Genomic DNA, 25,058 nt, shown 5'->3' with positions numbered 1-25,058 from the left:
TACTATTTTTTATAAATCCTATGTTATTTGGTTGCTGCATTAAATACCGTTTTTCCGTTAAAGATAGTCATAGAAACTTTAGTGTTTAAGATATCACTTTCTGCTACAGTCATGATGTCTTGGTCAAAAATGGTGAAATCAGCAAGTTTGCCTACAGAAATAGAGCCTTTGATGCTTTCTTCAAAAGCGCCATAAGCAGCAAATATGGTATAGGATTTAAGAGCTTGCTGTCGCGTCATTTTTTGATCGGGTTCATAACCTGTATCGGGAGTACCTTTTAATGTTTTTCGGGTAACACTAGCATAAAAGCTTGCAATTGGGTTTATAGGTTCAACAGGTACATCTGTTCCATTCACTATAGGCACACCGCTTTGCAATAAGGCTTGCCACATATAAGCCCCGTCTTTAATACGCTGTTCTCCTAAGCGGTCAATAGCCCATGGTCTGTCCGAAGACATATGAATAGCCTGCATAGCCGGAATCACATTTAATTCCGAAAACCTTGGGATATCTTCAGGGTCTAAATGCTGCGCATGTTCAATACGAAATCTATGGTTTTTAGCAGCTTCAGGGTGTTGTTGTAGGGCATATTCATAGCGATCTAAAATCTCTCTGTTGGCTCGATCACCAATAGCATGAGCACACACTTGAAAACCATTATTAAGGCCGTTTAACGCAGTTTCTTGTACAAAATCCATAGGTAGGGTCTCGTGTCCAAAATGATTTGGTCTATCCGTATAGGGTTGTAATAACCATGCGCCTCGAGATCCTAAAGCACCGTCACAGTTAAGTTTTACAGAGCGTACCGTGAATAAATGATCAGGGTCTATTAAGGGCCCTTTTGCGTACCATTCCTCTAGTAAATTTTTATCCCAACCTGTAAGCATAGCATAAATTCGAGTATTCATTTTACCCTCCGATTTCATTTTTTCATATAAGGCTATTGTTTCTTTGGGAATACCAGCATCATGAAAACTAGTGATACCGTTTTTTAAACACGATGCTGTGGCAAGTTCAAATGCTTTTATGTCAGTTTCGAGTGTTTTTTCAGGAATACGTTTCGTAATCAGGGTTTGGGCCCGTTCATTAAAAATACCAGTAGGTCTTCCGAATTCATCAATAATTACTTCACCGCCATCAGCATTAAACGTTGTTTGAATGCCTTCTTTGGCCAAAACTTTCAAACCTGCAAGTTCCATGGCTTTAGCATTAGCAAATCCTGCATGTCCACTTGCATGTCTTAAATAGACCGGGTTATTAGGTGAAACCTCACTTAACCTATGATGGGTTTGAAACCCTTTTACTATTTCTTCAGGCAGTGAATCCCATTTGCTTTGATGCCATCCTCTACCTAGAATCCATTCACCAGGTTTTGCTGATTTTACACGTTCAGAAACGGCATCTATAAGAGCTTGATAACTGGTTGTGTTTATTAAATTAAGATTTAATTCATTATATCCCATGCCCATAAAATGACCATGCCCTTCAATAAAACCTGGAGTCATGGTTTTTCCTTTTAAATTAATGAGTTGAGTTTCTCTATTTTTATATGCTTCTGCCGCCTTGAGATTTCCTGTGAAAATTATGGAATTTCCTTTAATACCTACTGCCTCTACTTTTGGTTGTAAGGAGTCCGCCGTATATATGTTACCACCAAATATTATCGTAGTGGCATATTCTTTATTTGGTTTTGTACAGGATAGAAGTGTCATTAGGATACCTGCTATCAGTAAAATTGAAGAATATTGTAATTTCATTAAAATGGATTTAGACCAGTAAATTACAATAATTACAGGACTTTTATTTTATGGAACAGGATCATAACCTGAACCTCCCCAAGGCGATGGAACGTAAAGAAAATGTACAGTGTACATTTTTAGAGAACAGGCGAGCCGGCGCGAAGGGGTTTTTTTAGTTGTCATCCTTCTCAGGAACAGGATCATAACCACTTCCTCCCCAAGGATGGCAACTAAAAATACGTTTTATGGCTAACCAACCTCCTTTAAAAAGGCCGTGTTTTTGTAGGGCTTCTTTGCTGTAATGAGAACATGTAGGTTGAAATCTACACGTTGCTGGGGTTAGAGGTGATATAAATAGTTGATATACCTTAATTAGGAATAAAATTGGTGCAATAAGTATGTTTCTAATAGAATGCAATTTCTGTATCTTGTACTTTATTCAAAGATACTATAAATGTCTTATGCTTTTTATTGCTTAGGGTTGTTCTTTTTTTGGTTTCCAAAATATAAACCAAAAAGAGGCTGTTAGGGCTACCATAATTCCCATGGGTAAGGATGATTTGTCGTTTATACTAAATCCTTCAGGATCGATTAGTATATGCAGAAGTGTACTATGTTTTTTTGAGTTTTACGTTTAGAGTCTGTCTTTATATTGTTCTTCAAATGCATTTACTAGATTGACCTGATTATCGTCAAGTATTTGATTTTTAAGAAACCAAAAGGCGCGTCTCGCTATTAGAAATTCAGATTCCAAGAGCGGCATGACATTTTTAATGACTTGCTGTGAATTCGGATTTTTGCTTTGCATCAATTCCAAAAGGAGCGAGGTTTCTTGGTAAGAATTTAAGGTTGAGACCTTATCGCTCAAGGTGTCCAAATATAATTTTGGAACATTTTGTTTTGTTTGCTTCAATGATTGCAACGCAGCAAGTTTTTGTTCCTTATGCCCTTGAACGAACAATGTTTTACTGGCTTTTAAATAATTGTCATTTCCTGCTTTCTCCAAAAATTTATAAGCTGGCCTTAAAACAGATTCCTCTTTTAAAACCTTTTGAATTGTAGCATCAATAAAAGGTGCTGTATATAATTCGCGTGATTCTAATTCTTCTAAAGCAATATGAAAATAGGTGTTATTCTTATCTAAGATAAAATCGATAAGTTGAATTTCTGAGGCAGATTTTCCTGTTTGAGCCTTTATTTTTAAAACCACATCGCCATTGGCCCAATGCCAAAGTGTAAAACAGGTTAATGCTGCACCAGGAACAGTGTCTTTCTCATCAAGCTCCAATGCAGTAGCTCCTGAAACGGCATCAACATCTTCATTACCATGCTCATCGGGAACTGTTAGGATTTCATCAATATATACTTCTTTGAATGGAGAATTGTTATTGGCCAATATACTCTGCAGTTTTATATAGTCTTCGGTTTCAAACAGATCGGCTTCATATTTTTCAAGAGTTTCTCCTTTAGCCAATTCGTATTTTTGATACTCACCTGTGTTGTTCCAAAAAAGCTTTACGGGAATGACCTTGCACACCTCCTCAAGGCAAATCACAGAATATACATCCATGGTATAGCGGGTAGGAAGACCATCTTGGTTTTGAATTTCATTAAGTATGGTAAATACGGGGTCTTTTTCTCCAGGGTGATTAATAATCACCTCGTGTTTTATGGTTTTAAACCTATTTTGTGTTCCCTCGAAAGGACTTAACCATAAAGTGGGAAGGATGATTAACCAAAAAAATAATTTAGTAAATGATATCATGTATTAAGCGTAACAACGGACTTCAAAGAGTTTAACATTTTCAGCACCATAAGTTTTAGTCATATCAATTTTTATGGCAGTAACTTTTATTGATTCAAAACTAAACTTGATTAATCGTGTTTTATTCTCAGAAATGTTGCCTAAGTCTACCCACTTTCCATTTACACGCCCTTGTAAACTTAAAGTTTTTAGCATTTCCTTTGGAACACCATTGCCATAAAGCTCATCATTTCTACTGTCCTTGCGCATCATGATATTACGTTTTATGTTCGTATCACATTTTAATTCCACTTTAGATAAATCGATCGGAGTTTCCCATTCTAATTGAACGTTGGCAGAAAGTCCATCAGATTGCCAGTGATTTATTTCGCCATCAATATCACGAGACATGCCATTTAAAAGGTTCTTGGCAGCTCCTGATGAGGTTGTAGATCCAAAGATGAGACTTGATTTTCTAGCTAAATCTAACGGGTCATTCGCAGGTCTTTTGGGAATAAAAGCATCATCTCTTAATAGCTGTTCTTGTAGTTCGTTAATATGTTTTTGTCCAACTTCTCTTGGAGAAACATTCCTTTTATTACAAATAGAAGCAGCTGTACCAACGGCTTGCCCTTGTAAAGCACAAGTAGCCATGATTCTTGATGATGATAATGCAATATGTGTTTGACTCACATTTCTTCCTGCAAACATGAGGTTGCTAACGTTTTTAGAATACAAGCTTCTAAACGGAAATTGATACACTTCTTTAAAATGATAGTGAAAATAACTTGGTGGTTCTGAAAGGTTTTCTATACCACCTGGGTTGTGTTCATCTAAGGACCAACCGCCATAGGCAACTGCATCTTCAAAATGTTTGTGTTCGGTCATATCTCTTTCAGAAACTATATAATCGCCAATAAACCGTCTAGATTCTCTACGACCAGGGAATGAACCTACCCAATCTAAGGCTAAGGTTTCAGCTTCTGGGAAATTACCTGAGTTTTTGATATAATCCCAAACGCCATGCATATATCCCATTAATTTATGTCTATTTTGTTCAAAATCTGCAATGATATCATTATCACTACCAACTTCGATCCACCAAATTCCGTCTTGAAAGCCTTTAAAATGTCTTTTTTTATGAGCACCCTCATGGGTGTATTTAATAGCAAATGAAGGTGGAGAATATTTCATTGGTCTTCCCATGTCTTTTGATTCCATAATCAATGTTGCTCCCATTTGCCATCCATCTGGTTCATCTGGAGCGAAGGTTTCATCAAATTCTTTTTTTCCTTCTCTTCCGGTTCTGTATTCGGCACCTGAAGTCGCAGCCAATAGGCCATCACCCGAACAGTCAATAAAAACATCAGCATTTATAGTGTACATGGTTTCTGTAGTTCCTTGCCAACACAATGCAGATTTTATTTTATTACCCTCCATTACAGCTTCCATGGCTTGGGTATTCATCATTAAAGTTAAGTTTGGTTCTCTAACCACAAACTCGTATAACACGTGATCCCATACGGACCAAGACTCTTGCTCGTTTTCAAAACGGTTTAACAACAAAATTTCTTCAATTAATCCGGTTTCTCTTTCGGCTTTTCCTTTGATGTTGTTTACACCATTTAAATGCACGTGTATTTCGCTTGAAGCGTTACCTCCCAATACCGGTCTGTCTTGAACTAAAACGACTTTAGCTCCGTTTCTCGCTGCTGAAACAGCAGCACAAATTCCTGCGGCACCACCTCCAATTACCGCAACATCAAACTCGGTGGTTTTCTTTCGATTTACAATTCCAGATTCTCCAGTTCCTAGATGATGCCATTTGTCTTCTTTTTTGTTGTAAACCACATCATTTGTACTAGCACAAGAGGCAGTGATGAATGGAATTGAACCCGCTGCCAATGCAACTTTAGTTCCCTTACTAAAAAATTCTCTTCGTTTCATTTAATTCTTATTTTATAGTTGGTTAACACCTGTTTTTACTTGATTTTCTTGCCACCCTTTGTTGAATTGGTTCATTAATTTATTGACCAATTCTGGGTTTGATTCTGCAATGTTTTTAGTTTCTTTTGGATCTGTTGTGTGGTCAAATAACTCTACAAACAAGGGGGCTTTTGCTTGGTTTGCTCTATCTTTCCAAACAATAAATCTGTAATTTTCTGTTCGCATTGCATAGCCCATTAAATTATTTTCGAACAAATCTCTATCCCATTTGTTTCCTTGTTGTGTTTTAATTTTTCCTTCAACTTCTTTAAGTAAAGGTCCGAAATAGGTTTCTCGCATGGCGGGTCTAATTGGAAATCCGCCCCATTCTCTTAAGGCAGGGGAGGGGAATTGACTAAAAGCCGCTGTTTTCCATTCAGTATTGGGGTTATCTATCAAAGTTTTATAGCTTGTGCCTTCAACATGTGCGGGTATTTCTAAACCAGCTAAATCGGATAAAGTAGGGTACATGTCTATCAATTCTACTAAGGCATCTGTGGTTTTTCCTTGACTACCTGTTGGCATATCTGGTGTCCATATCATCATAGGTACTCGGGTAGCAATTTCATAATTGGTAGCTTTTCCCCAGATGCCCATATCACCCAGATGCCAGCCGTGGTCGCTCCAGATAATTATTATGGTATTGTCTCTAACTCCTGCTTCCTCAAGGGCTGCAATCATTTTTCCTATTTGAGCATCAACATAACTTACGCAGGCCAAATAGGCATGCTTTAAGGTTATAGCTAGTTCATCATCAATTTTTCCCTGTTTAGGAATGCCGCTTCGTACACGTAATTCAAATGACGCATGTAACCCCATTGCTGCGCCATTGATTGGGCTCTCCGTTTGTGTAGATAGCTTTATTTTTTCTCGGTCATATAAATCCCAATATTTTTTTGGAGACACCCAATTTAAATGCGGTTTGTTAAACCCTAAACCAAGAAAGAAAGGCTTATCTCCCTTAGCTACCATTTCTTTCATAGTGGCAATTGCCAACTCTGTGTTATAACCGTCTCTATAGGTGTTATCTGGGACATCTGCACTTTCATAGGCCTGCCCCATAGCGAGTCCATATTTGGCGACATCACCATATTTGGCTATCATTTCTTTCTTGGTTGCAGTACGTTCTTTAATATTTTTTTCTAAAGCAAAGCCTACAGGTTTTTTTATACCTTTTGAATTCATGCTATCTACTACTGGTAGTCTACTCCAAGATTTCTCATCGTCTAAGTCTCCATGATGGTAAATTTTTCCTGTATAAACGGCTTCGTAGCCATTGTTTATAAAATGTTGAGGTAAGGTGACTACATCTGGATTGACTTCTCGAAATTTTATGTAATTATGAAATACCCCGCTTGTTTCCGGTCTAATTCCACTGAGTAAGCTCGCTCTAGATGGGCCACAAATAGCTTGTTGACAATACGCGTTGTTAAATAGTAAACCTTGACTGGCAAGTTTATCGAGATTAGGACTTATAGCTATATCAGAGCCATAACATCCTAATTCTGGACGCAAATCGTCAATGCCAATGAATAGGATGTTTGGTTTTTTTATGGAGTTTTGTTTCTGACTGCAGCTAGATATGCTGATAAAAACAATTAGGTAATAGAATAATCTCATTAGATTCAATGTTTATCTGAAATTAACGGTGCCTGTAAAAGACATGTATAAATCTATGTTGTGTCATTATTAATTCCTAATTTTAGGGATTACATAAACTTAACATTGTAATAATTCGTGTAATATGTAACTTAACAATTGTAATGATGTTTGTTTTTTAAAAATGACTTAAATTATTCTATATGAATACTATAAGGATTAATAATCAAAAGATTGTCTTATTGTATTTACTTAACATAATGTGTTTTGTGAGTTTACATGCTCAGCAATTTAGAACGTATTCCGATGAGAGGCAATTCTATTCAGATTCCCTAGATGATTCGATCTATAATACCCTTCAGAAGACATATCAAAAAGGTGAAGCCCAAAGAGATATAAAAAGTTTAGTGCGTTTGAGTGCATTTGAGCGTGGTCAATTTGAGTACGGTAAGGCTTTTAGTCATGCAGGAGAAGCACTATTTATGGCTGAAGAAATTCAAGACTCAGTTTTAATAGCGAAGGCGCATGAAGAACTTGGTGTTTTGGCTTATTTATACAAGCAGGATGAAGACGCAGGTAGCAACTTTCTGAAGGCGCATAAATACTATAAGGTACTCTATAAGCAGAGTAAAATTGATATTGGTGATTTATATCAATCACATTATAATTTAATGATGTATTATCAGAGAATTTCTAATTATGATGGATTAAAGGCACAGATAGATTCATGTAGGACATTGAGCACCTTTAGAAACGAGAAATTTGATAAAATATTTCTTGCTGAGAAAGAGGCCAGTTTATTTGAAATGACTAATGAACTTGCTGCTGCAAAAACCTTGTTAGTATGGGCCGCTTCGGCATTAGAAAATGCTGGCCAAAATACGGATAAGGCTAAGTTCATAAAAAGTTTCTTAATTATTCTTTATGGGCGTATTGGTGGTGTAAATATTGGGCTTAAACGCTATGTAGATGCTAAGCAGTATTTTGAAAAGGCAGTTTCAATAGAGGATGAAACCGGGGAGAATATATTCTATAAATCCTTTGTGTACTCGCAATATGCCAATTTATTGTACAGACAGGGTGAATACAAAAAGGCGTATGAGAGTGAACAAAAGGCGAAGTTTATAAGTGATATGTATCTAAATCCGCGGAAAGATAGAAATAGAGGGTTTTTAACGGTACGGAATAGATATAAGGACGAGCTGGCTAAAAAGAAAGAACTACTAAATTCAAAAAATTTAGAATTGGCAAACAAAGAAAAAGATGTTTTGCGGTTTAGAAACTTGCTATATGTGTTTTTATTTGTGGTTGTGATTTTTGGATTTGTTGTGATTTTTAGGATTAGGTCATTGAAACATCAAAAAAAGGAAAAAGACTCAATGGCGTTAATTGACATTAAAAATAAGGAGTTAACTGGGAGTACTTTAAGACTTATTGAAAAAGAAGAGATAATTAAGAAACTTATAGATTTTATTAAATCCTCGAACTCTGAGCATCAGGCTAAATCTTTGTTGAAAATGATTGAGGGGAGATCTGAAAGTCTTTGGGATGCATTCAATACAAGATTTAAAGAACAGAATGTTGGGTTTTATGAACGTTTGCAACAAAAAATTCCTGATTTGTCGGGGGCTGATCTTAAACTTTGTGCTTTAATAAAACTTAACTTTTCAGGGAAAGAAATGGCTTATCTTTTGGGAATATCACTAGGGAGTGTCCATGTTGCACGTCATAGGTTAAGAAAAAAAATGGATTTGAATAGAGGTGTGAATTTGACGAACTTAATTAATTCAATCTAAGTTTTTTTGAGGAGTTTTTTTTTCTGTAGGACCTCATAAATTTTTAAATAGATAGACTTAATTCATTTATAATAAATAGATCAATTTGGGGAATTTCTTTGTTTTACTATGGTCTAAAAATATTTATGAGGCCTCTTAGTGATGTCCAAATAAATTTCACTTAACATTTTTAGTTAAACAGCTAAGACTTAATAGTAAGGCAATAGTAACTCTAGATTTTAAGCAATATAGTCGGGGATTAAACTGTTTCTGGTTTAATAGTTAGGTAATGTTTATAGAATTAAAAAGGCTTCAAACAAAAATTAGTAAATCAATGTTTGAAGCCTTGGCAATTTTACACGAAGTATATTGTACAGCTGTTATTTTTTAGAGGCAGGATTGATAAGTGGATCAACGGTGAAGGTCTCTTCATACTGAGGCATTCTGCCGTCATTCCATAATTCTTCATCTTTGGCAGAATAGTACCATAGTGGTTTTACGAAGCTTTCTGTCCATTTTTCGGTTTCAACAACCATTTCTCTTAATTTTTCAGGATATCTACCTCCAACATTTTTCTTTTCACCTATATCTTCCGTGATATTTGTTAATCGCCATGGTTCATTTCCAACTCGTGTAATTTTCCAATCTCCTTTTCTAGCTCCAACATCACAATGGCCATGTCTGTAACGCAAGCAGTAGATCATTTCGTCTTTATGTGCGTCTGTATTTGATGTTACATGGTTCATGATGTCTTTTCCGTCCAATATTTTACCTTTAGGAATTGTTGCCTTGGCTAGATTGACAAACGTAGGATACAAATCTAAAGCAGACACAGGATAATCAAATTGCTTACCTTTTTTTAGTTTATTTGGGTAATGAAAGAACATAGGTACGCGATAACCGCCTTCCCATGCATCTCCTTTGGTTCCTTTGAGTGGGGAATTATTAGCACCATGATTAAAATTTCCGCCGTTATCACTCATAAAAACAATTAGGGTGTTCTTATATTGATTAGTTTCTTTTAAGGCGTCTACAATTTTTCCAACCCCTCTGTCTACTGCATATACCATAGCAGCATAGGTTCTTCGTTCTTTATTTTCAATATTTTTAAAAATCGCAAGGTCTTCTTCTTTGGCTTGTAATGGAACATGAGGCGCATTATAAGATAAATACATAAAGAAAGGTTCTTTATTTTTAGAAGCCAGTTTTATGTCTTTAACGGCCTCTCTAGATAAGGCATCGGTTATGTATTCGGTTTCTTTTACTGTTTTATTATTGTGCTCTAAAGGATGAACATAGTCGCGAATATTTTTATTTCCGGCATTTACTTGTCTTTCGTATTCTTTCTGATATTTGGCTGGAAAGTAATCATGACCTCCACCTAGAAATCCGTAAAAGTTATCAAAACCTCGTTTGTTGGGATGGTATTTAGGAGAGTTTCCTAAATGCCATTTTCCTATAACGCTAGTGTAATATCCAGCATCATTTAGTACTTTGGATATAAATGTTTCTTCTAAAGGTATACCCATATTGTCTTCGTCATTCTTACTAGAATTTCCATGAAGGTTAAATGGGGTTCCTATTTCTTGAGAATAGCGCCCTGTTAGTAATGAAGCTCTACTTGGACCACAGAACGGATGTGCTACATAGGCTGAAGTAAAGATAGTGCCATTGTCGGCCAACTTATCTAATTCTGGTGTGGTTATATCTGTTGATCCATTGAAGCCAACATCATTATAACCTAGGTCGTCACATAATATGAATAATATATTAGGTTTGGCCTGTTGGCCTAGACAGCTCATTATAGAGATAAAAGTTCCAAGGAGAAGTAGTTTTATTGGTTTTGAAATCTTAGCCATAATATTTTAGAATTTTATAAATGATATTTAACAGATATTAGATTTAATTTTTCTTACCTATAAGAACAGTTTGGTTTATGTTTGAAATGGTTTGTTCAATAGATTCTCCGTTAGAATAAGTCACTTTAACTTTAATCCCAGAACTACATGTTCCAAGACCAAAATGAGCAAACGTATTATAATTAAGTGAGTATTGAGAACCTGAAGATCCAATACGTTTTAATTGTTTGTTTTTACATGAACTTACTTCTACAACTGCACCAAGCGGACTAACGTGACCTCGTTTAGAATTACTAACTTCTATGGTTATAAAATTGTTTTGTTTGGCAGAAGCTAATTCATTCTTAAATAAATGCCATTTGCCGCGTTCGTTACCAATAACAATATCAATTTTTCCATTTTTATTATAATCAACAGTTTCAACCGCCATGCCTATAGCGCCCAATTCTGTTGAAATAATATTATGATTGCTCAATGTATTAAATCCAGAGCCGCCTTGATTTAAGTAAATTAATGATTCGTTTGGGGATACCAAGTTGCCGCGTCTTATCACAAGAATATCTTGATAGCCGTTATTGTCAAAATCTGCTACCGTAGAAGCCATGGTGTGCTCTTTATTAGATAGATTTAGCTTTTGGGTGACTTCTTTAAATTTTCCTCCTGTATTTTCTAGCAAGACATCTTTAAGTCCTTTGGGATGATTATATTCTGGATAATCTTTTACGCCACGAATTATTCCAGTAGCTGGCGCCCAAAGAAATCCAGAAAGTCGCCATTTATCATTACCAACATAACCAATATAATGCCCTGTTTGTTCTTTGTGATTGGCATTATCTGGAAAGCCAAGAGCATCGCTATTGACTAATCTAATATCCTTGCCAGAATGCGTTTCACCTGAAAATTCATATTTATATGAAGATTCACCAATATAATAGGTATCGTTGTTAGGCCATTGCGATTGGAAGTTTTCAATATTAAGAATATCTCCAGTTTCTAAATCATCAAACTTAAAAGCACCTCGTTTTGTAAAGAACCCCCATACATTAGTGTCTTTATTGAAAAAAGTTTCTCCTTTTTGAAATTCTAAACCTCTTGTGAAAAACAAATCAAAATCTCCATCGTTATCATAATCTATTTCAACAATGCTGGTAACGTTTTCTAGGTCATTTGGAAGTGCTTTCTTTGTAACATCAGAAAAACTAAAATCACCATTACCTTTATATACTATGACATTGTCATAGCCATATAATATGATATCCATGATGTTGTCGCCATTAATATCTGTAGTTAAGGCTTTTTGACCATTAACCTTCGAGGCTGGTATGGTTGATTTAAGTGTAAGTTGTCCTGAACCATTATTTTCATAAATATAGTTTTCTGTTTCACCTTTCATTTTCAAATCAGGAAAAGCAAAATTTAGAAGATCAAGTTCACCGTTATTATTTAAGTCAATAAATTTTACAGTTCTTCCTCGCATAAGAGCAAGGGGCACCTTGAAATCTGGTAATTCCACAAATTCACGTTGTTTGGTTACCCGATACATTTTTGAGTTTCTAGCATTACTTCCTGAACCACCACCCCGTGACATGATAATCTCTAAATCACCGTCTTTATCAAAATCACCAACGGAAACGCCATGCAGGTCACCCATAATAATGTCATATGGTTTAGCATATTTGCCTTTGTTGTTCCAGCACACTTGGATGCCGTAGCCATGATCGTTGATTAGTAGGTCTAAGTATCCATCTTGGTCTAGGTCTGCAATTACAGGAGCATCCCATTTTCTTAAGTTTTTCTCCTTTCTCCGGAAGTCTTTAAATGCCTCTACAAACGAATTGGTGTCTGGCGTTTGAGCACTTAAAGGGGATGTAAATGAGAAGCAAATAGAAAGTGCAATTATATGTATAATTGCAGTGTTTTTTTTGAACATTTTAATTTAGTTTGAATAGTCCTAGCCTTGGCTTATTCTCAATAATTCCTAGAAGATTTGAATCCGCTGGATGAGATAAGCTAATTGATGGGCAAATTAGAAAATTAAAAGGCTAAAGAATATATCAATTCTACCCCAAACTTTACGTTTTTTACCCGAACTAAGCGTATACTAAATTAAAAGGTTAGTTCACAGAGTATGTTGTGCCGTCTTTTCCGTCTTTAAGCTGAATACCGACTTCGGCTAATTCATCCCGGATTTTATCTGATAACGCAAAATCTTTATTGGCTCTAGCCTCCTGACGCAATTTAATTAAAACGTCAACCGCTCCTGATAATTTATCTGTTCCAGAATCAGAATTAGAATTGTTTTCAAGCCCTAAAACATCAAAAACAAAAATATTAATCGTGTCCTTGAATGTTCTTAAATCATCAGAGGAAATAGAAGCTTGACCTTCTTTAATTTGATTGATGTATTTAGCTGCTTCAAAAAGATGTGCTATTAGAATAGGTGAATTAAAATCATCATTCATGGCATCATAACATTTTTGTTTCCATGCTACAATATCAATAGAAGATGTCCCTGAAGCTTTCAAGGCGGGTAATTGATTGACTGCATCCATCAATCTATAAAATCCTTTTTCACTTCCCAATAAACCATCATCTGTTAAATCTAGAACACTGCGGTAAGAGGATTGTGCATTAAAAAATCGGATAACACTTGGGCTATAGGCTTTACTAAAGAACTTGTTATTGCCAGAAAGTAATTCTCCTGGATTGACTGTGTTTCCAGTAGATTTTGACATTCTAGAGCCATTTAACTCTAACATATTGGCGTGCATCCAATAATTTACAGGAGAAACACCTTTTGCTGCTTCGTTCTGAGCGATTTCGCATTCGTGATGGGGGAATTTTAAATCCATTCCTCCGCCATGTATATCAAAACGTTCACCTAAATATTTGGTGCTCATGGCTGTACATTCAAGGTGCCATCCAGGGAAACCATCGCTCCATGGAGATGGCCAACGCATAATGTGCTGTGGTTCTGCTTTTTTCCAAAGGGCAAAATCTTGCGGATTCTTTTTATCACTTTGACCATCAAGCACCCTGGTGTTATGAATAAGATCGTCAAGTTTACGTTTGCTTAATTTTCCGTAATCATTGGTTTCATTAAACTTATGGACATCAAAGTAAACAGAGCCGTTTACCTCATAGGCGTAGCCATTTGCAATAATTGTATTTATTAATTCTATTTGTTCAATGATATGACCTGTTGCCGTTGGTTCTATACTAGGAGGTAAAAAATTAAAGACATTTAAAATATTATGAAAGTCAACTGTATAGCGTTGCACAACCTCCATAGGTTCTATTTCTTCTAAACGTGCTTTTTTCGTGATTTTATCTTCACCCGCATCGGCATCATTTTCTAAATGACCTGCATCTGTAATGTTACGTACATATCGTACTTTGTAGCCTAATTGTTTGAGGTAGCGAAATACCATGTCAAATGACATAAACGTTCTTACGTTTCCTAAATGCACATTGCTATAAACAGTAGGACCACAAACATACATGCCTATGTGTCCTTCGTTAATGGGTTTGAAAACCTCTTTTTTTCCCGTAAGGGAATTATATATTTTTATTTGTTGCGATTGGTATAATGGCATGTTAGGTAGTTGTCGCGTTAATTATTTCAACTGATAATTAAAATGTAGTGTCCAATTTGATGTAATCTAAAAACTCTCTGCGTGTTGCCATGTCTTTAAATTTCCCTCCAAATTCAGAGGTTACGGTGCTGCTTTCTATATCTCTAATTCCTCTAGAATTAACGCACAGATGTTTGGCATCAATCACACAAGCAACATCTTTAGTGTCCAACACTTCTTGAAGTTCTCTAACTACCTGTATGGTAAGACGCTCTTGTACTTGAGGACGTTTAGCGAAATAATCAACAATACGATTCATTTTAGATAAGCCAACTACAGTGCCATTAGATATATAAGCAATATGAGCTCGCCCAACTATAGGAAGTAAGTGGTGTTCACAAGTTGAATAAACAGTTATGTTTTTTTCAACGAGCATTTCTCCATATTTGTATTTGTTATCAAAAGTTGAAGCGCTAGGTTTTTTCTTTGGATCAAGACCTCCAAATATTTCTTTAACAAACATTTTTGCTACGCGGTTTGGTGTACCGCTAAGGCTGTCATCAGTTAAATCTAAACCTAAGGTTTCCATGATATGACGAACATCATCCTTAATAATATCTATTTTTTCTTCATTAGAAAGTTTGAAGGCATCATTGCGCATTGGCGTGTTTTCTGAAGTGCCAATGTGCTCGTTTCCTAAGGCTTCTAAATCGTCTAAATTATTATCAAATTTCATCTTTAATAGCTAAAAATTTAATTTGCAAATATAAGCATTTCTCTTTTTAAACGCTTGATGTTGGCAAATAATTAATATCTGTAATTGGTCAATAAAAGTGCTGTTTAATTACAGTAAACTCTATATAAAAAAATGAAGTTTGCTATTCATTAGATGTACCCTCATTCTTTTCTGAATTAAATATTAAATGCTAAGGTGAATGTGAAATTTTGATTTTTAGTATTCACATTGGCAGAAGGGGGTGTGCCAAAATTTAAATTGTACAAGCTATTTTGAGAAGATCTTTCAGCTTGATCATAGGCTAGATCTATACGCATACTGCCAAAATTGCATCCAAGACCAAAAGAAAATCCTGTTAAATCGCCCACTGTTGTTTTGTTTGCGTACGGACTTTCTTCAAACCTGTAACCACCTCTTAGGCTTATTTGTTTTATTTTATATTCCGCCCCAAACCGATATGTTGATGCGTTCGCAAAAGTATTACGCATAACCTCATTTTGATCAGCAAAAAAATCGTCATAAGTTGGACTTAATTGTGTTTTGCTGTAATTTGTGTTAGAATAATCAAAACTAATTAATCCGCGTTTTGCTATTATATAAGCCAAACTACCCGTAATTCTTCCTGGGGATTGTAAGTTGTATCTCGGGTAGACATTTACAATTCCTGGGTTAATTACGGTTGTAAAAGAATTGGAGTCGGTTTCTTCAACAGTAGTAACAGATTGACTTGTTTCTTCATCTATAGAATACCAGGTAGGCGAGTCATAAACTATACCAGCTCTAAATTCTGGGGTCACTTTAACAATAGCACCAAGTTGGAATGAAAAACCTGTTCCTCTGGTCCATAAGTTATTTCGAAAATCGATATTAGTAATTGTTGATCCTATATTTGAATTGTCTTCTAGTAGTATGGTTGTCCTATCATAACTCAAAAAATGAGAATTTAAATTTAGTCCTAATGAAAGGATGTTTTTGTATTGGGTAGCTAAGTTGAAACTCATTTTAGAGTTGTATCCAGCGGCAATATAGGTGTAATTATGATTGAAACTTCCTGGGCCAACATTTGCAAAATAGGTTGTGTTATCATCCTCATCGAATTCTGGATCTAAGATGTAAGATTCATAGCCAAGAAAAGCTTGCTGATGCGCATGCCCATATAGGTCTCCAATTTCTCTATAAGCTCTAGTGATTGATTCATCGGGTAGAGCAGATATTTCATCAAGTCTTTTGCCATCTGCATAGTCATAAAAGTAGCTTGCTACCGAATTACTGAAGTCTTGATCTCCGTCAGTATTAAGTCCACGTGCATTCCAGCTACTATTATGGTTATTGGTGCGTTCATAATTAAATGATAATGCAAATTTGGTCCAATCTGAGCTTCTGTTATTGTTTCTGAAAATAAATGCGGCGCCACCTTGGTTAATTTGAAATTTTGATTCTTCAGAATTGCTGTAATTACTGAAATAATTAGTGGTGTTATCCGTGCCTACTACAGAGCCTGTTACTGAGGCATGACTCTGGCTAAATACTACAGAACCAGCAGGATTTAAACTTACAGCACTCATATCGCCCCCTAAGGCCCCAAAAGCCCCACTCATAGCCCTAAAACGAGCTGTTCCGTGAATTTCGTTTTGCGAATATCTTAGGACATCGCTAATTTCTTGGCCGTATATGGTAGACATAGATAGGATTCCTATGAATAGTAATTTAAACTTTTTCATATTATTAGTTTTTTTATAAATATAAGATTAGCGTCTTCTTCCGCCACCACCTGATGAGCGTCCTCCACCTGAACTTCTACTAGCTCCTGAAGATCTGGACATTGAGCCACTTGAGCCTGAACTAGAACTTCTGCTAGGTGAGTAACCTGAGCTTCTTGAGGACGAATTTCTGTAGGTGCTACCGCCTGAATTATAACTTCTGCTCGGTTGGCTATAAACGCTGCTTGAACTTCTTCTAGATTGAGAAGTTGAAGCTCGAGATGTTGAGTTTCCAGAGGGCGTTCTTGTGCTAACTGATCGTCTTGTGGTACCTGAGTATGTTCTATTTCCCGTAGTACTATAACTGCGTCTAGTACTGTAGCCGGATGTTGTATTATTTCTATTTACACTGCTACTTCTGCGCGTTGTGGTATACTTTGATGTCGTCCTGTTATTTGAATTTACAGAACTTCGTCTTGAACTGCTATTTCCTGATGCAGAATTTCTGGAATTATTAGAGGCATACGCGCTTCGCCTTCCTCCATTTGCCGTTGAGCTATACGAGCTGCGTCTACCAGATTGAGAGCCGCTGTAGCCTCTAGAATAATAACTACCTCGTCTACTAGCATTATATGATACATATGGACTGCGGTAGTAGCCGTATCCCGGATAGCCCCATCCTGGATACCCCCAACCTGGGTATCCCCATCCTGGATAACCCCATCCCGGATAACCCCAGCCGGGGTAGTATCCGCCATAATATCCTCCCCAGCCCCAGCCAAAACCAACGCCCCAACCACCCCAGCCTCCCCAGCCAGCGTTTACATTAACAACAACATTACTGTTGCTTTGTCCCCATCCAGGATAGCCTTGATAATTGTTAGGTATAGTGTCATTTTCAACATAACTTGAGTTTTCGTATGAATCTATATCGGTAAATATTGCATTGTCATTGTCTAGGTTTTCCGACTCTATAGCTTTAGTTTGGAAATAGTTCTCATAGTAGTTTGTGTCATTTTTGGGTGGCGTTTCAACTGCTTTTTCTTGATGAGTTACGGTGGGTTCTCCGTATATTCCATCATTGTCTATGCCAACATATTCATAGGATCCACAGGATGCTAAACTTAGAAGAAGACCTAGCAAGCCTGCTAATGATACTTTTTCTTTTAAGTAGTTGTATGTATGCATATCTATTGAATTTAATTGTTGAACATCACAAAAATAGTTAGTTTTGCTGAACTATTTTCTTATTTAACTTAGTCACAACATTTGTGCCAAAACAAAAATATGAGTAAAAAACTTACTAGTAGAGCGGAAGATTATTCGAAATGGTATAACGAATTGGTTGTAAAAGCTGACCTTGCCGAGAATTCAGCCGTTAGAGGTTGCATGGTTATAAAGCCTTACGGTTATGCAATTTGGGAGAAAATGCAGGCTGAATTGGATAAAATGTTCAAAGAAACAGGTCATCAAAACGCCTATTTCCCATTGTTTGTTCCTAAAAGTTTGTTTGAGGCTGAAGAGAAAAATGCGGAAGGTTTTGCCAAAGAGTGTGCTATTGTAACGCACTATAGGTTGCAGAATGATCCGGATAATGCAGGGAAATTGAGAGTAGATCCAGAAGCTAAATTAGAAGAAGAGCTTATTGTAAGACCGACTTCAGAAGCTATTATCTGGAATACGTTTAGAGGATGGGTGCAGTCTTATAGAGATTTGCCACTTCTCATTAATCAATGGGCTAATGTTGTACGATGGGAAATGCGAACACGTTTGTTTTTGCGAACCGCAGAATTTTTGTGGCAAGAAGGGCATACGGCACATGAAACCAAAAAAGAAGCTTTGGCTGAGGCAGAGTTAATGAATAATGTCTATGCTACTTTTGTTGAAAAATTTATGGCTATTCCTGTTATTCAGGGCTTAAAAACTGAAAGCGAACGTTTTGCGGGTGCTGATGAGACCTATTGTATTGAAGCTTTAATGCAAGATGGCAAGGCCTTACAGGCTGGAACATCTCACTTTTTAGGACAAAATTTTGCTAAGGCTTTTGATGTTAAATTTGCTAATAAAGAAGGGAAACAGGATTATGTGTGGGCGACCTCTTGGGGTGTTTCAACACGTTTAATGGGGGCTTTAATTATGACGCATAGTGATGATCATGGATTGGTATTACCGCCAAGCTTAGCACCAAATCAAGTTGTTATTGTTCCTATTTATAAAAGCGAAGAAGATTTAGAAGCGATTACCGAAGTTGCAAATAGTATTATTTGTGATTTTAGAGCCAAACATATTACCGTTAAATATGATAATAGAACGACCCGTAGACCTGGTGCTAAGTTTGCTCAGCATGAATTGCAAGGTGTCCCTATTAGAATAGCTATTGGAGCCAGAGACTTGGCTAATGGCACTGTAGAGGTAGCGCGTCGTGACACACTCACAAAAGAGGTTGTGGCTCTAGATAATTTAAATGATAAAGTTGAGGGATTAATTAAAGAGATTCAAGATGCCCTTTTTAATAAAGCATTAGATTTCAGAAACGAGCATATTACAGAAGTAGATACCTTTGATGAATTTAAGAGTGTCTTAGAAACAAAAACCGGGTTTGTTTCTGCACATTGGGATGGCACAAATGAGACAGAAGATAAGATTAAAGAGTTGACCAAAGCAACTATTAGATGTATTCCGCTAGAAGGGAAGGATGAAGAAGGGGTTTGTGTTTATTCTGGAAACCCTTCTAAACGTAGAGTATTGTTTGCAAAAGCTTATTAAATTTGGCGAAAATGGCGGGTGAAATAAATTTTTTTAAAAAAAAATTATATTGCTCTTGCAACATTTAAAAATAGTTGTATTTTTGCATCCGCAATGGAAAACATTGTAAGTTATTTGAAACAGTGAAGTAATTTTTAAATTTTAGTTGCAGTTTTGTAAATTAAATTTATATTTGCGCACTCAAAACAAATGGCCCGTTCGTCTATCGGCTAGGACGCCAGGTTTTCATCCTGGTAAGAGGGGTTCGATTCCCCTACGGGCTACAATATTTTAATAAGAAAGAATAAAATGGCAAATCATAAGTCAGCATTAAAAAGAATTAGAAGTAACGAAGCAAAACGTTTAACTAATAAGTATCAGCATAAAACAACTCGTAATGCTATTAAAAAATTACGTGAGTTGACAGACAAAAAAGAAGCTGAAACTATGTTTCCTTCTGTAGTTTCTATGTTAGATAGATTAGCTAAGAAAAACGTTATACATGCTAATAAGGCAGCTAACTTAAAATCAGGTTTAGCAAAGCACGTTGCAGCACTTTAATTGTATTAAAGTTTCAAGATAATAAAAAGCTTCTCAGAAATGAGAAGCTTTTTTTATGATTTTCTTTTAAGTTTTTAGTTTTAAAACACTAATAAAACTATAAATTTGCAATATTAAAAAATAGGACACTCACTTAATTATAATCTCTTGGAAAATAAAAAGGCAATAAAATTAATCGATAAAATTCTGGTAAATCTTGATAAAACAGGAATTAATACAGATACATTAATTGATGATATTAAGGAATTAAGAACTTATGCTTTAGAAGCTGAAATTCCTTTGGTAGTTAAAGTGCTTAGACTAACTTATGAGCACATAGAAGCAAATGGTTCTTTCTTAATCCCTATTTTAGATGATGAACCCGTAGATGAGGTGGAAGGTGTAATTGAGTCTACAGATGATGAAGCTCCAGAAGAAAGCTTAAAGTATTTATTATCTCTTATTAAAAACCTGGATAACAAAATGAATATTTCGGATTTAAAAGAATACAGAGATCTCCTGAATGCGTATTAAAAAATAGATAATCAAATCATTTAATTTAAAAAGCTACTCAAATTTTGAGTAGCTTTTTTTTAGTCGCTATTATTTTTGAGTGGTTATCTATTCTTGATAGGCTCCTGAAGAGTAAGTCAATTCATAACTGTGTGTGTATATCTCGAATACAATTCCAAATGGGTCTTCAACATAAACCATTTTATAAGGTTTTTCATTTGGATAATATTCTCTGATGGGCATACGCTGTTTTCCACCGTTCTCAACTATTTTTTTTGTCAAATTTTCAATATCTGGGTCTTGAATACAAAAGTGAAAGAGACCTGTATTAAAAGGGTTGAATTCTGGTTCTTCCTTAATACCATGGGGGAATGAGAACAATTCAATACCAATACCATCAGAGGTAGACATATGGGCAATTTCAAAGGTTTCCCATGCTTCACCAAAGACATCAATGCACATTTGGCCAATTGCCGTTTCTTTTTCCTTCTTTACTGTTGATGGTTTCATTATCACGTACCATCCCATAATGTCCTCGTAAAACTTTACGGCTTTATGAATATCTGGAACGGTTATACCAATATGTGAAAATGACTTCGGGTACTTGATTGCATTCATGGTGTCTTGATTTTCTCTTAAAAATAAGAAATGTTTTAATAGGAATAGTATTCTTATTGAAAACTTTAAGTGAAAAGGTTTTTAATATCTAAGAATGAAGCGACTTTTGTTATTAAATATAACCTCAATGGCATTGCATATATTATCAGTCTTTTCAAGGTATGTATTATGTCCAAAAGATTGTTTTGGAAACTATGGTTATTTTATTGTAAAAGGAAATTGTGTCTTAAAGGATACTGTTTGAAAAACTATGTTAGGGATCGGCCTAGAAATGAAAAAAGTCTTTACACTAGGTAAAGACTTTTTTCGTTTAGTTGGTAAAGTTAATAATCGATTATCCATTCATGGATATTAAAAACTCTTCATTATTTCTAGTTTGCTTGAAACGCTCGTTAATGAATTCCATAGCTTCAACTGGGTTCATATCTGCTAAATATTTGCGCATTACCCACATACGTTGAACTGTAGAGTCATCTAGTAGAATGTCATCGCGACGTGTACTTGAAGATGTAAGGTCAATAGCAGGGAAAATTCTACGATTAGATATTTTTCTATCCAATTGAAGTTCCATATTACCAGTACCTTTAAATTCTTCAAAAATTACTTCGTCCATTTTAGATCCTGTTTCTGTAAGTGCCGTAGCAATAATGGTTAAAGAACCACCATTTTCAATATTACGAGCAGCTCCAAAGAAACGTTTTGGTTTATGCAAAGCATTGGCATCAACACCACCACTTAATATTTTTCCTGAAGCCGGCTGAACCGAGTTGTAAGCCCTGGCTAAACGCGTAATAGAATCTAGTAAGATCACCACATCATGACCACATTCTACTAGGCGCTTTGCTTTTTCAAGAACAATATTCGCAATTTTAACGTGCTCGTGCGCTTCTTTGTCAAAGGTTGAAGCTATAACTTCACCTTGTACATTTCGTTGCATATCAGTTACCTCCTCAGGTCGCTCATCAATTAATAAAATCATTTGATAGACTTCCGGGTGATTGGCAGCAATAGCATTGGCAACATCCTTTAATAGCATGGTTTTACCAGTTTTTGGCTGAGAAACAATCATACCACGTTGTCCTTTACCTATAGGTGAAAACAAGTCCATAATTCGTGTTGATATGGTGCTTTGACGCTCTGCTAATTTGAATTTTTCTTCAGGAAATAATGGTGTTAAATGTTCAAAAGAGACACGGTCTCTTACCACATTTGGATTCTGACCATTAATTTGACTTACTTTAATTAATGGGAAATATTTTTCACCTTCTTTCGGAGGTCTCACGTTTCCAAATACAGTATCCCCAACCTTTAAGCCAAATAATCTAATTTGTGATTGCGATACATAAATATCATCAGGAGATGATAGGTAGTTATAATCTGATGAACGTAAAAAGCCATACCCATCTTGCATTATATCAAGTACACCCTCGCTTTCTATGATTGCGTCAAACTCAAAATCTGGCTCTCTATAACGGTTTCTGTTGTCCTTATTCCCTCTATCAACATTCCCGTTTTTCTGGTTTTTATGTTGATTTTGATTATTTCTTGGATTAGGCTTCTTTTGATTGTCGTTTTGTGGCCTGGGGTTTGGTTTGTGTACTGGCTTTTTTGCCGGTCTGTTCTGTTGTTGCGGAGCTTCAGCTTTTTCATTCGCTTCAACCTTAGTTACAGACTCAGTTACCTTTTCTTCAGGCGCTTTTTCAATGGCCTTAGGCTGTGCATCTTTGGTTGGTTTTTGAACACGCTGTCTTGGTTTTCTTGCAGGTTTAGCTTTTGGGGTTTCTGTCTTTTCAGCAGGTTCTGTTGGAGATACAACAGCTTTTATAGCTTTTGGGTCTGCTGCCTGTTGATCTAATATTTGATAAACTAAATCTAATTTTTTTAAAGATCGATACTTAGGAACGCTTAGTTTTTTTGCAATCTCCTGTAATTCAGTTAGTTTTTTTTCTTTTAATTGTGAAATTTCAAACATGGATGTTTTAATTGAATATTTTGTGCCGAATACTCTGTTGAGTATTCATATAATATGATTTTTAAATCTGAAGAATTAATCGCTTGTTTTTGCGATTGTTGTGAATTATTAATGCAATTATACAACAATATTTTATTTTTTCTCATTAATTCTACTATTTTTGCGCTCAAATGTCAATAATTAGTAGAATTTGAAGCAATGAAAAAGTATGCCTTTTTAAATTCTGAGAGAAATTAAAAGGTCAACCAACATTGTTGTTTTTTTTTATTAATTTGAAATTGAAAACTTTAAAAGCGTTTTATTTAAGTCAATTAAACTGATATAATTATAGTAAGATGTTACAACGAATTCAGACTATTTATTTATTATGTGCTGCTATTATTTCTGCAGGACTTATTTTTGTGTTCCATTTATGGGTTAGCAACGATGGTACGGTTGTTTTTGCAAAAGATAATTTAGTTTATATAGGTTTGTTTATCGGTTCTGCTTTATTATCTTTGATTTCATTAATTATGTTTAAAAATAGGATTGCTCAATTTATGTTGGGACGTCTAAATATCATATTAAACTTTATTTTACTAGGATTTTTCGTGTACCAATCTCTAAATGTATCTGGAGAAACGGCGGTTTCTGAGAAAGGTATTGGGATGCTTCTCCCTATTGTTTCTATCGTATTTTTGGCCCTAGCCAATAAGGCCATCAAGAAGGATGAAGATCTTGTCAAATCTGTAGATAGGTTACGTTAAAAACCTGATATCTTAGTATTATTAGTGCGTAAGCCCAAGGTGAAGATCTTGGGCTTTTTTATGTGATATGGTATAAAAAAAGTCTGAAACCTAGGTCGCAGACTTTTAATTATTGTGATTTGTGCTAAAAACTTAAGCTATGTCAATAAGTTCTAGTTCAAAGGTTAATGCTTGACCTGCTAATGGGTGATTTGCATCCACAACTATATGGTCGTCATTTACTTCAGCCACTCTAAATTGTACTTCTTTACCATCAGGTCCTTTTGAAGCTAAAGCCATACCAACCTCAGGAGTCATTTCTGGAGGTAATTGATCTTTACCTACATTATAAAATAATTCGTTATTAATCTCACCATAAGCTTCATCTACAGGAATGTTTATAGTTTTCTTTTGGTTAACCGCCATATCTACTAAACCTTTTTCAAAACCAGGGATAAGCAAACCTTGACCTAAAGTGATTTCTAAAGGTTCTCTTTCTAAAGAACTATCAAAGACTTGACCATTACTTAATGTACCCGTATAATGTACTTTTACGGTGTCATTTTCTTTTACTAAACTCATAATTATATATAATTTATAAGTTGACAAAGCTACAACTTAATACTAAAATGGCATGACAAAAAAGGGCTCGTTATTTAGGATGCCTTACAGGAAATTCAATAACCTCTAAATTGTCAATTTTTTTTCCGTCTATAGTAAATCTGAGCATTGTTCGTGTTTTGTGAAACCCGTGTTTACCAGCTGCTCCCGGATTCATATGAATAAGGTGTAAGTTTTTATCTGGCATAACTTTTAGTATGTGTGAATGTCCGCAAATAAACAGTCTTGGTGGGTTTTGTTTGATGTCAGTAATGACTTTGGTATTATATTTTGGTGGATAGCCCCCAATATGGGTTATCCATACATCAACATCTTCACACATAAAACGGTTGTGTTCTGGAAACTCACCACGTGTTTTAGCATCATCAATGTTGCCATAAACAGCACGCAAGGGTTTTAATTCTTTAATAGCATCAGTGACTTTTAAGTCACCAATATCACCAGCATGCCATACTTCATCCGCTTGTTTTACATATTTTAAAATATCATTATCAATGTAACCATGGGTGTCAGAAAGGAGTAAAATTTTAGTCATCAATTATACTTGTATAGTAGATTGGTAAAGTTAGAGATAATTGTTTTAATCTTTTACAAACAGGCGTCTAGGATTT

Annotated in this window: 20 protein-coding genes and 1 tRNA gene; 6 read left to right on the top strand and 15 right to left on the bottom strand. The window is 35.6% G+C overall.

Annotated elements, in window-relative coordinates:
- Positions 1-23 precede the first annotated feature (23 nt).
- From IE051_RS07105 to IE051_RS07085, 5 genes are all read right to left on the bottom strand, one after another.
- On the bottom strand, positions 24-1,757 hold the full coding sequence (locus IE051_RS07105) for an amidohydrolase (protein ID WP_189360097.1): 1,734 nt from the start codon (positions 1,755-1,757) through the stop codon (positions 24-26).
- Between the two features lie 154 nt (positions 1,758-1,911).
- On the bottom strand, positions 1,912-2,148 hold the full coding sequence (yidD, locus tag IE051_RS07100) for a membrane protein insertion efficiency factor YidD (RefSeq protein WP_189360394.1): 237 nt from the start codon (positions 2,146-2,148) through the stop codon (positions 1,912-1,914).
- Between the two features lie 225 nt (positions 2,149-2,373).
- On the bottom strand, positions 2,374-3,504 hold the full coding sequence (locus tag IE051_RS07095; RefSeq protein ID WP_189360096.1) for a hypothetical protein: 1,131 nt from the start codon (positions 3,502-3,504) through the stop codon (positions 2,374-2,376).
- Between the two features lie 3 nt (positions 3,505-3,507).
- Positions 3,508-5,430 carry an FAD-dependent oxidoreductase gene (locus IE051_RS07090; protein ID WP_189360095.1) on the bottom strand — a complete coding sequence of 641 codons (1,923 nt, stop codon included), beginning with the start codon at positions 5,428-5,430 and terminating at the stop codon, positions 3,508-3,510.
- A gap of 12 nt (positions 5,431-5,442) precedes the next feature.
- Positions 5,443-7,089 carry a sulfatase gene (locus IE051_RS07085; RefSeq protein WP_189360094.1) on the bottom strand — a complete coding sequence of 549 codons (1,647 nt, stop codon included), beginning with the start codon at positions 7,087-7,089 and terminating at the stop codon, positions 5,443-5,445.
- Between the two features lie 182 nt (positions 7,090-7,271).
- Here IE051_RS07085 and IE051_RS07080 point away from each other — a divergent pair, with 182 nt between their 5' ends.
- Positions 7,272-8,864: a helix-turn-helix transcriptional regulator gene (locus IE051_RS07080; RefSeq protein WP_189360093.1), complete on the top strand. Its 1,593-nt coding sequence runs from the start codon at positions 7,272-7,274 to the stop codon at positions 8,862-8,864.
- Between the two features lie 359 nt (positions 8,865-9,223).
- Here IE051_RS07080 and IE051_RS07075 read toward each other — a convergent pair whose 3' ends face one another.
- From IE051_RS07075 to IE051_RS07050, 6 genes are all read right to left on the bottom strand, one after another.
- On the bottom strand, positions 9,224-10,702 hold the full coding sequence (locus IE051_RS07075) for a sulfatase-like hydrolase/transferase (protein ID WP_189360092.1): 1,479 nt from the start codon (positions 10,700-10,702) through the stop codon (positions 9,224-9,226).
- Between the two features lie 43 nt (positions 10,703-10,745).
- Positions 10,746-12,632 carry a CRTAC1 family protein gene (locus IE051_RS07070; RefSeq protein ID WP_189360091.1) on the bottom strand — a complete coding sequence of 629 codons (1,887 nt, stop codon included), beginning with the start codon at positions 12,630-12,632 and terminating at the stop codon, positions 10,746-10,748.
- Positions 12,633-12,816: 184 nt separating this feature from the next.
- Positions 12,817-14,298, bottom strand: a complete 1,482-nt coding sequence (gene cysS / locus IE051_RS07065) for a cysteine--tRNA ligase (RefSeq protein WP_189360090.1) — start codon at positions 14,296-14,298, stop codon at positions 12,817-12,819.
- Between the two features lie 37 nt (positions 14,299-14,335).
- A complete protein-coding gene (gene folE, locus IE051_RS07060) occupies positions 14,336-15,013 on the bottom strand; it encodes a GTP cyclohydrolase I FolE (protein ID WP_189360089.1) in 678 nt (225 codons plus the stop codon).
- Positions 15,014-15,189: 176 nt separating this feature from the next.
- Entirely contained in the window at positions 15,190-16,734 is a 1,545-nt protein-coding gene (locus IE051_RS07055; RefSeq protein ID WP_189360088.1) for an OmpP1/FadL family transporter, read from the bottom strand.
- A 27-nt stretch (positions 16,735-16,761) separates the two neighbouring features.
- Positions 16,762-17,901: a hypothetical protein gene (locus IE051_RS07050; RefSeq protein ID WP_189360087.1), complete on the bottom strand. Its 1,140-nt coding sequence runs from the start codon at positions 17,899-17,901 to the stop codon at positions 16,762-16,764.
- A gap of 99 nt (positions 17,902-18,000) precedes the next feature.
- Here IE051_RS07050 and proS point away from each other — a divergent pair, with 99 nt between their 5' ends.
- The 4 genes from proS (at position 18,001) to IE051_RS07030 (ending at position 20,532) form a co-directional block, all read left to right on the top strand.
- The gene (gene proS, locus IE051_RS07045) at positions 18,001-19,479 is read left to right on the top strand and encodes a proline--tRNA ligase (protein ID WP_189360086.1); all 1,479 of its coding nucleotides are present in this window, start codon (positions 18,001-18,003) and stop codon (positions 19,477-19,479) included.
- Positions 19,480-19,670: 191 nt separating this feature from the next.
- Positions 19,671-19,742: transfer RNA gene (locus IE051_RS07040), tRNA-Glu, on the top strand.
- Between the two features lie 25 nt (positions 19,743-19,767).
- A complete protein-coding gene (gene rpsT / locus IE051_RS07035) occupies positions 19,768-20,019 on the top strand; it encodes a 30S ribosomal protein S20 (RefSeq protein ID WP_092852814.1) in 252 nt (83 codons plus the stop codon).
- 147 nt (positions 20,020-20,166) lie between these two features.
- Positions 20,167-20,532: a hypothetical protein gene (locus IE051_RS07030; protein WP_189360085.1), complete on the top strand. Its 366-nt coding sequence runs from the start codon at positions 20,167-20,169 to the stop codon at positions 20,530-20,532.
- A gap of 87 nt (positions 20,533-20,619) precedes the next feature.
- Here IE051_RS07030 and IE051_RS07025 read toward each other — a convergent pair whose 3' ends face one another.
- Both IE051_RS07025 and rho read right to left on the bottom strand, forming a co-directional pair.
- Positions 20,620-21,129 (bottom strand): lactoylglutathione lyase family protein, encoded by a 510-nt coding sequence (locus IE051_RS07025; RefSeq protein ID WP_189360084.1) that lies wholly within the window; start codon positions 21,127-21,129, stop codon positions 20,620-20,622.
- A 334-nt stretch (positions 21,130-21,463) separates the two neighbouring features.
- Positions 21,464-23,101, bottom strand: coding sequence for a transcription termination factor Rho (gene rho / locus IE051_RS07020; RefSeq protein WP_189360083.1), 1,638 nt, complete (start codon positions 23,099-23,101; stop codon positions 21,464-21,466).
- A 335-nt stretch (positions 23,102-23,436) separates the two neighbouring features.
- On the opposite strand from rho, the gene IE051_RS07015 reads away from it, so the two are divergent.
- The gene (locus IE051_RS07015; protein WP_189360082.1) at positions 23,437-23,847 is read left to right on the top strand and encodes a DUF4293 domain-containing protein; all 411 of its coding nucleotides are present in this window, start codon (positions 23,437-23,439) and stop codon (positions 23,845-23,847) included.
- Positions 23,848-23,979: 132 nt separating this feature from the next.
- Here IE051_RS07015 and IE051_RS07010 read toward each other — a convergent pair whose 3' ends face one another.
- Both IE051_RS07010 and IE051_RS07005 read right to left on the bottom strand, forming a co-directional pair.
- Positions 23,980-24,408 carry an FKBP-type peptidyl-prolyl cis-trans isomerase gene (locus IE051_RS07010; RefSeq protein WP_189360081.1) on the bottom strand — a complete coding sequence of 143 codons (429 nt, stop codon included), beginning with the start codon at positions 24,406-24,408 and terminating at the stop codon, positions 23,980-23,982.
- Between the two features lie 70 nt (positions 24,409-24,478).
- Positions 24,479-24,982 (bottom strand): metallophosphoesterase family protein, encoded by a 504-nt coding sequence (locus IE051_RS07005; RefSeq protein ID WP_189360080.1) that lies wholly within the window; start codon positions 24,980-24,982, stop codon positions 24,479-24,481.
- Between the last annotated feature and the right edge of the window lie 76 nt (positions 24,983-25,058).

It is taken from the genome of Algibacter mikhailovii (assembly GCF_014651495.1).
Lineage (GTDB): Bacteria > Bacteroidota > Bacteroidia > Flavobacteriales > Flavobacteriaceae > Algibacter_E > Algibacter_E mikhailovii.
This window is presented reverse-complemented; position numbering and strand designations above follow the sequence as displayed.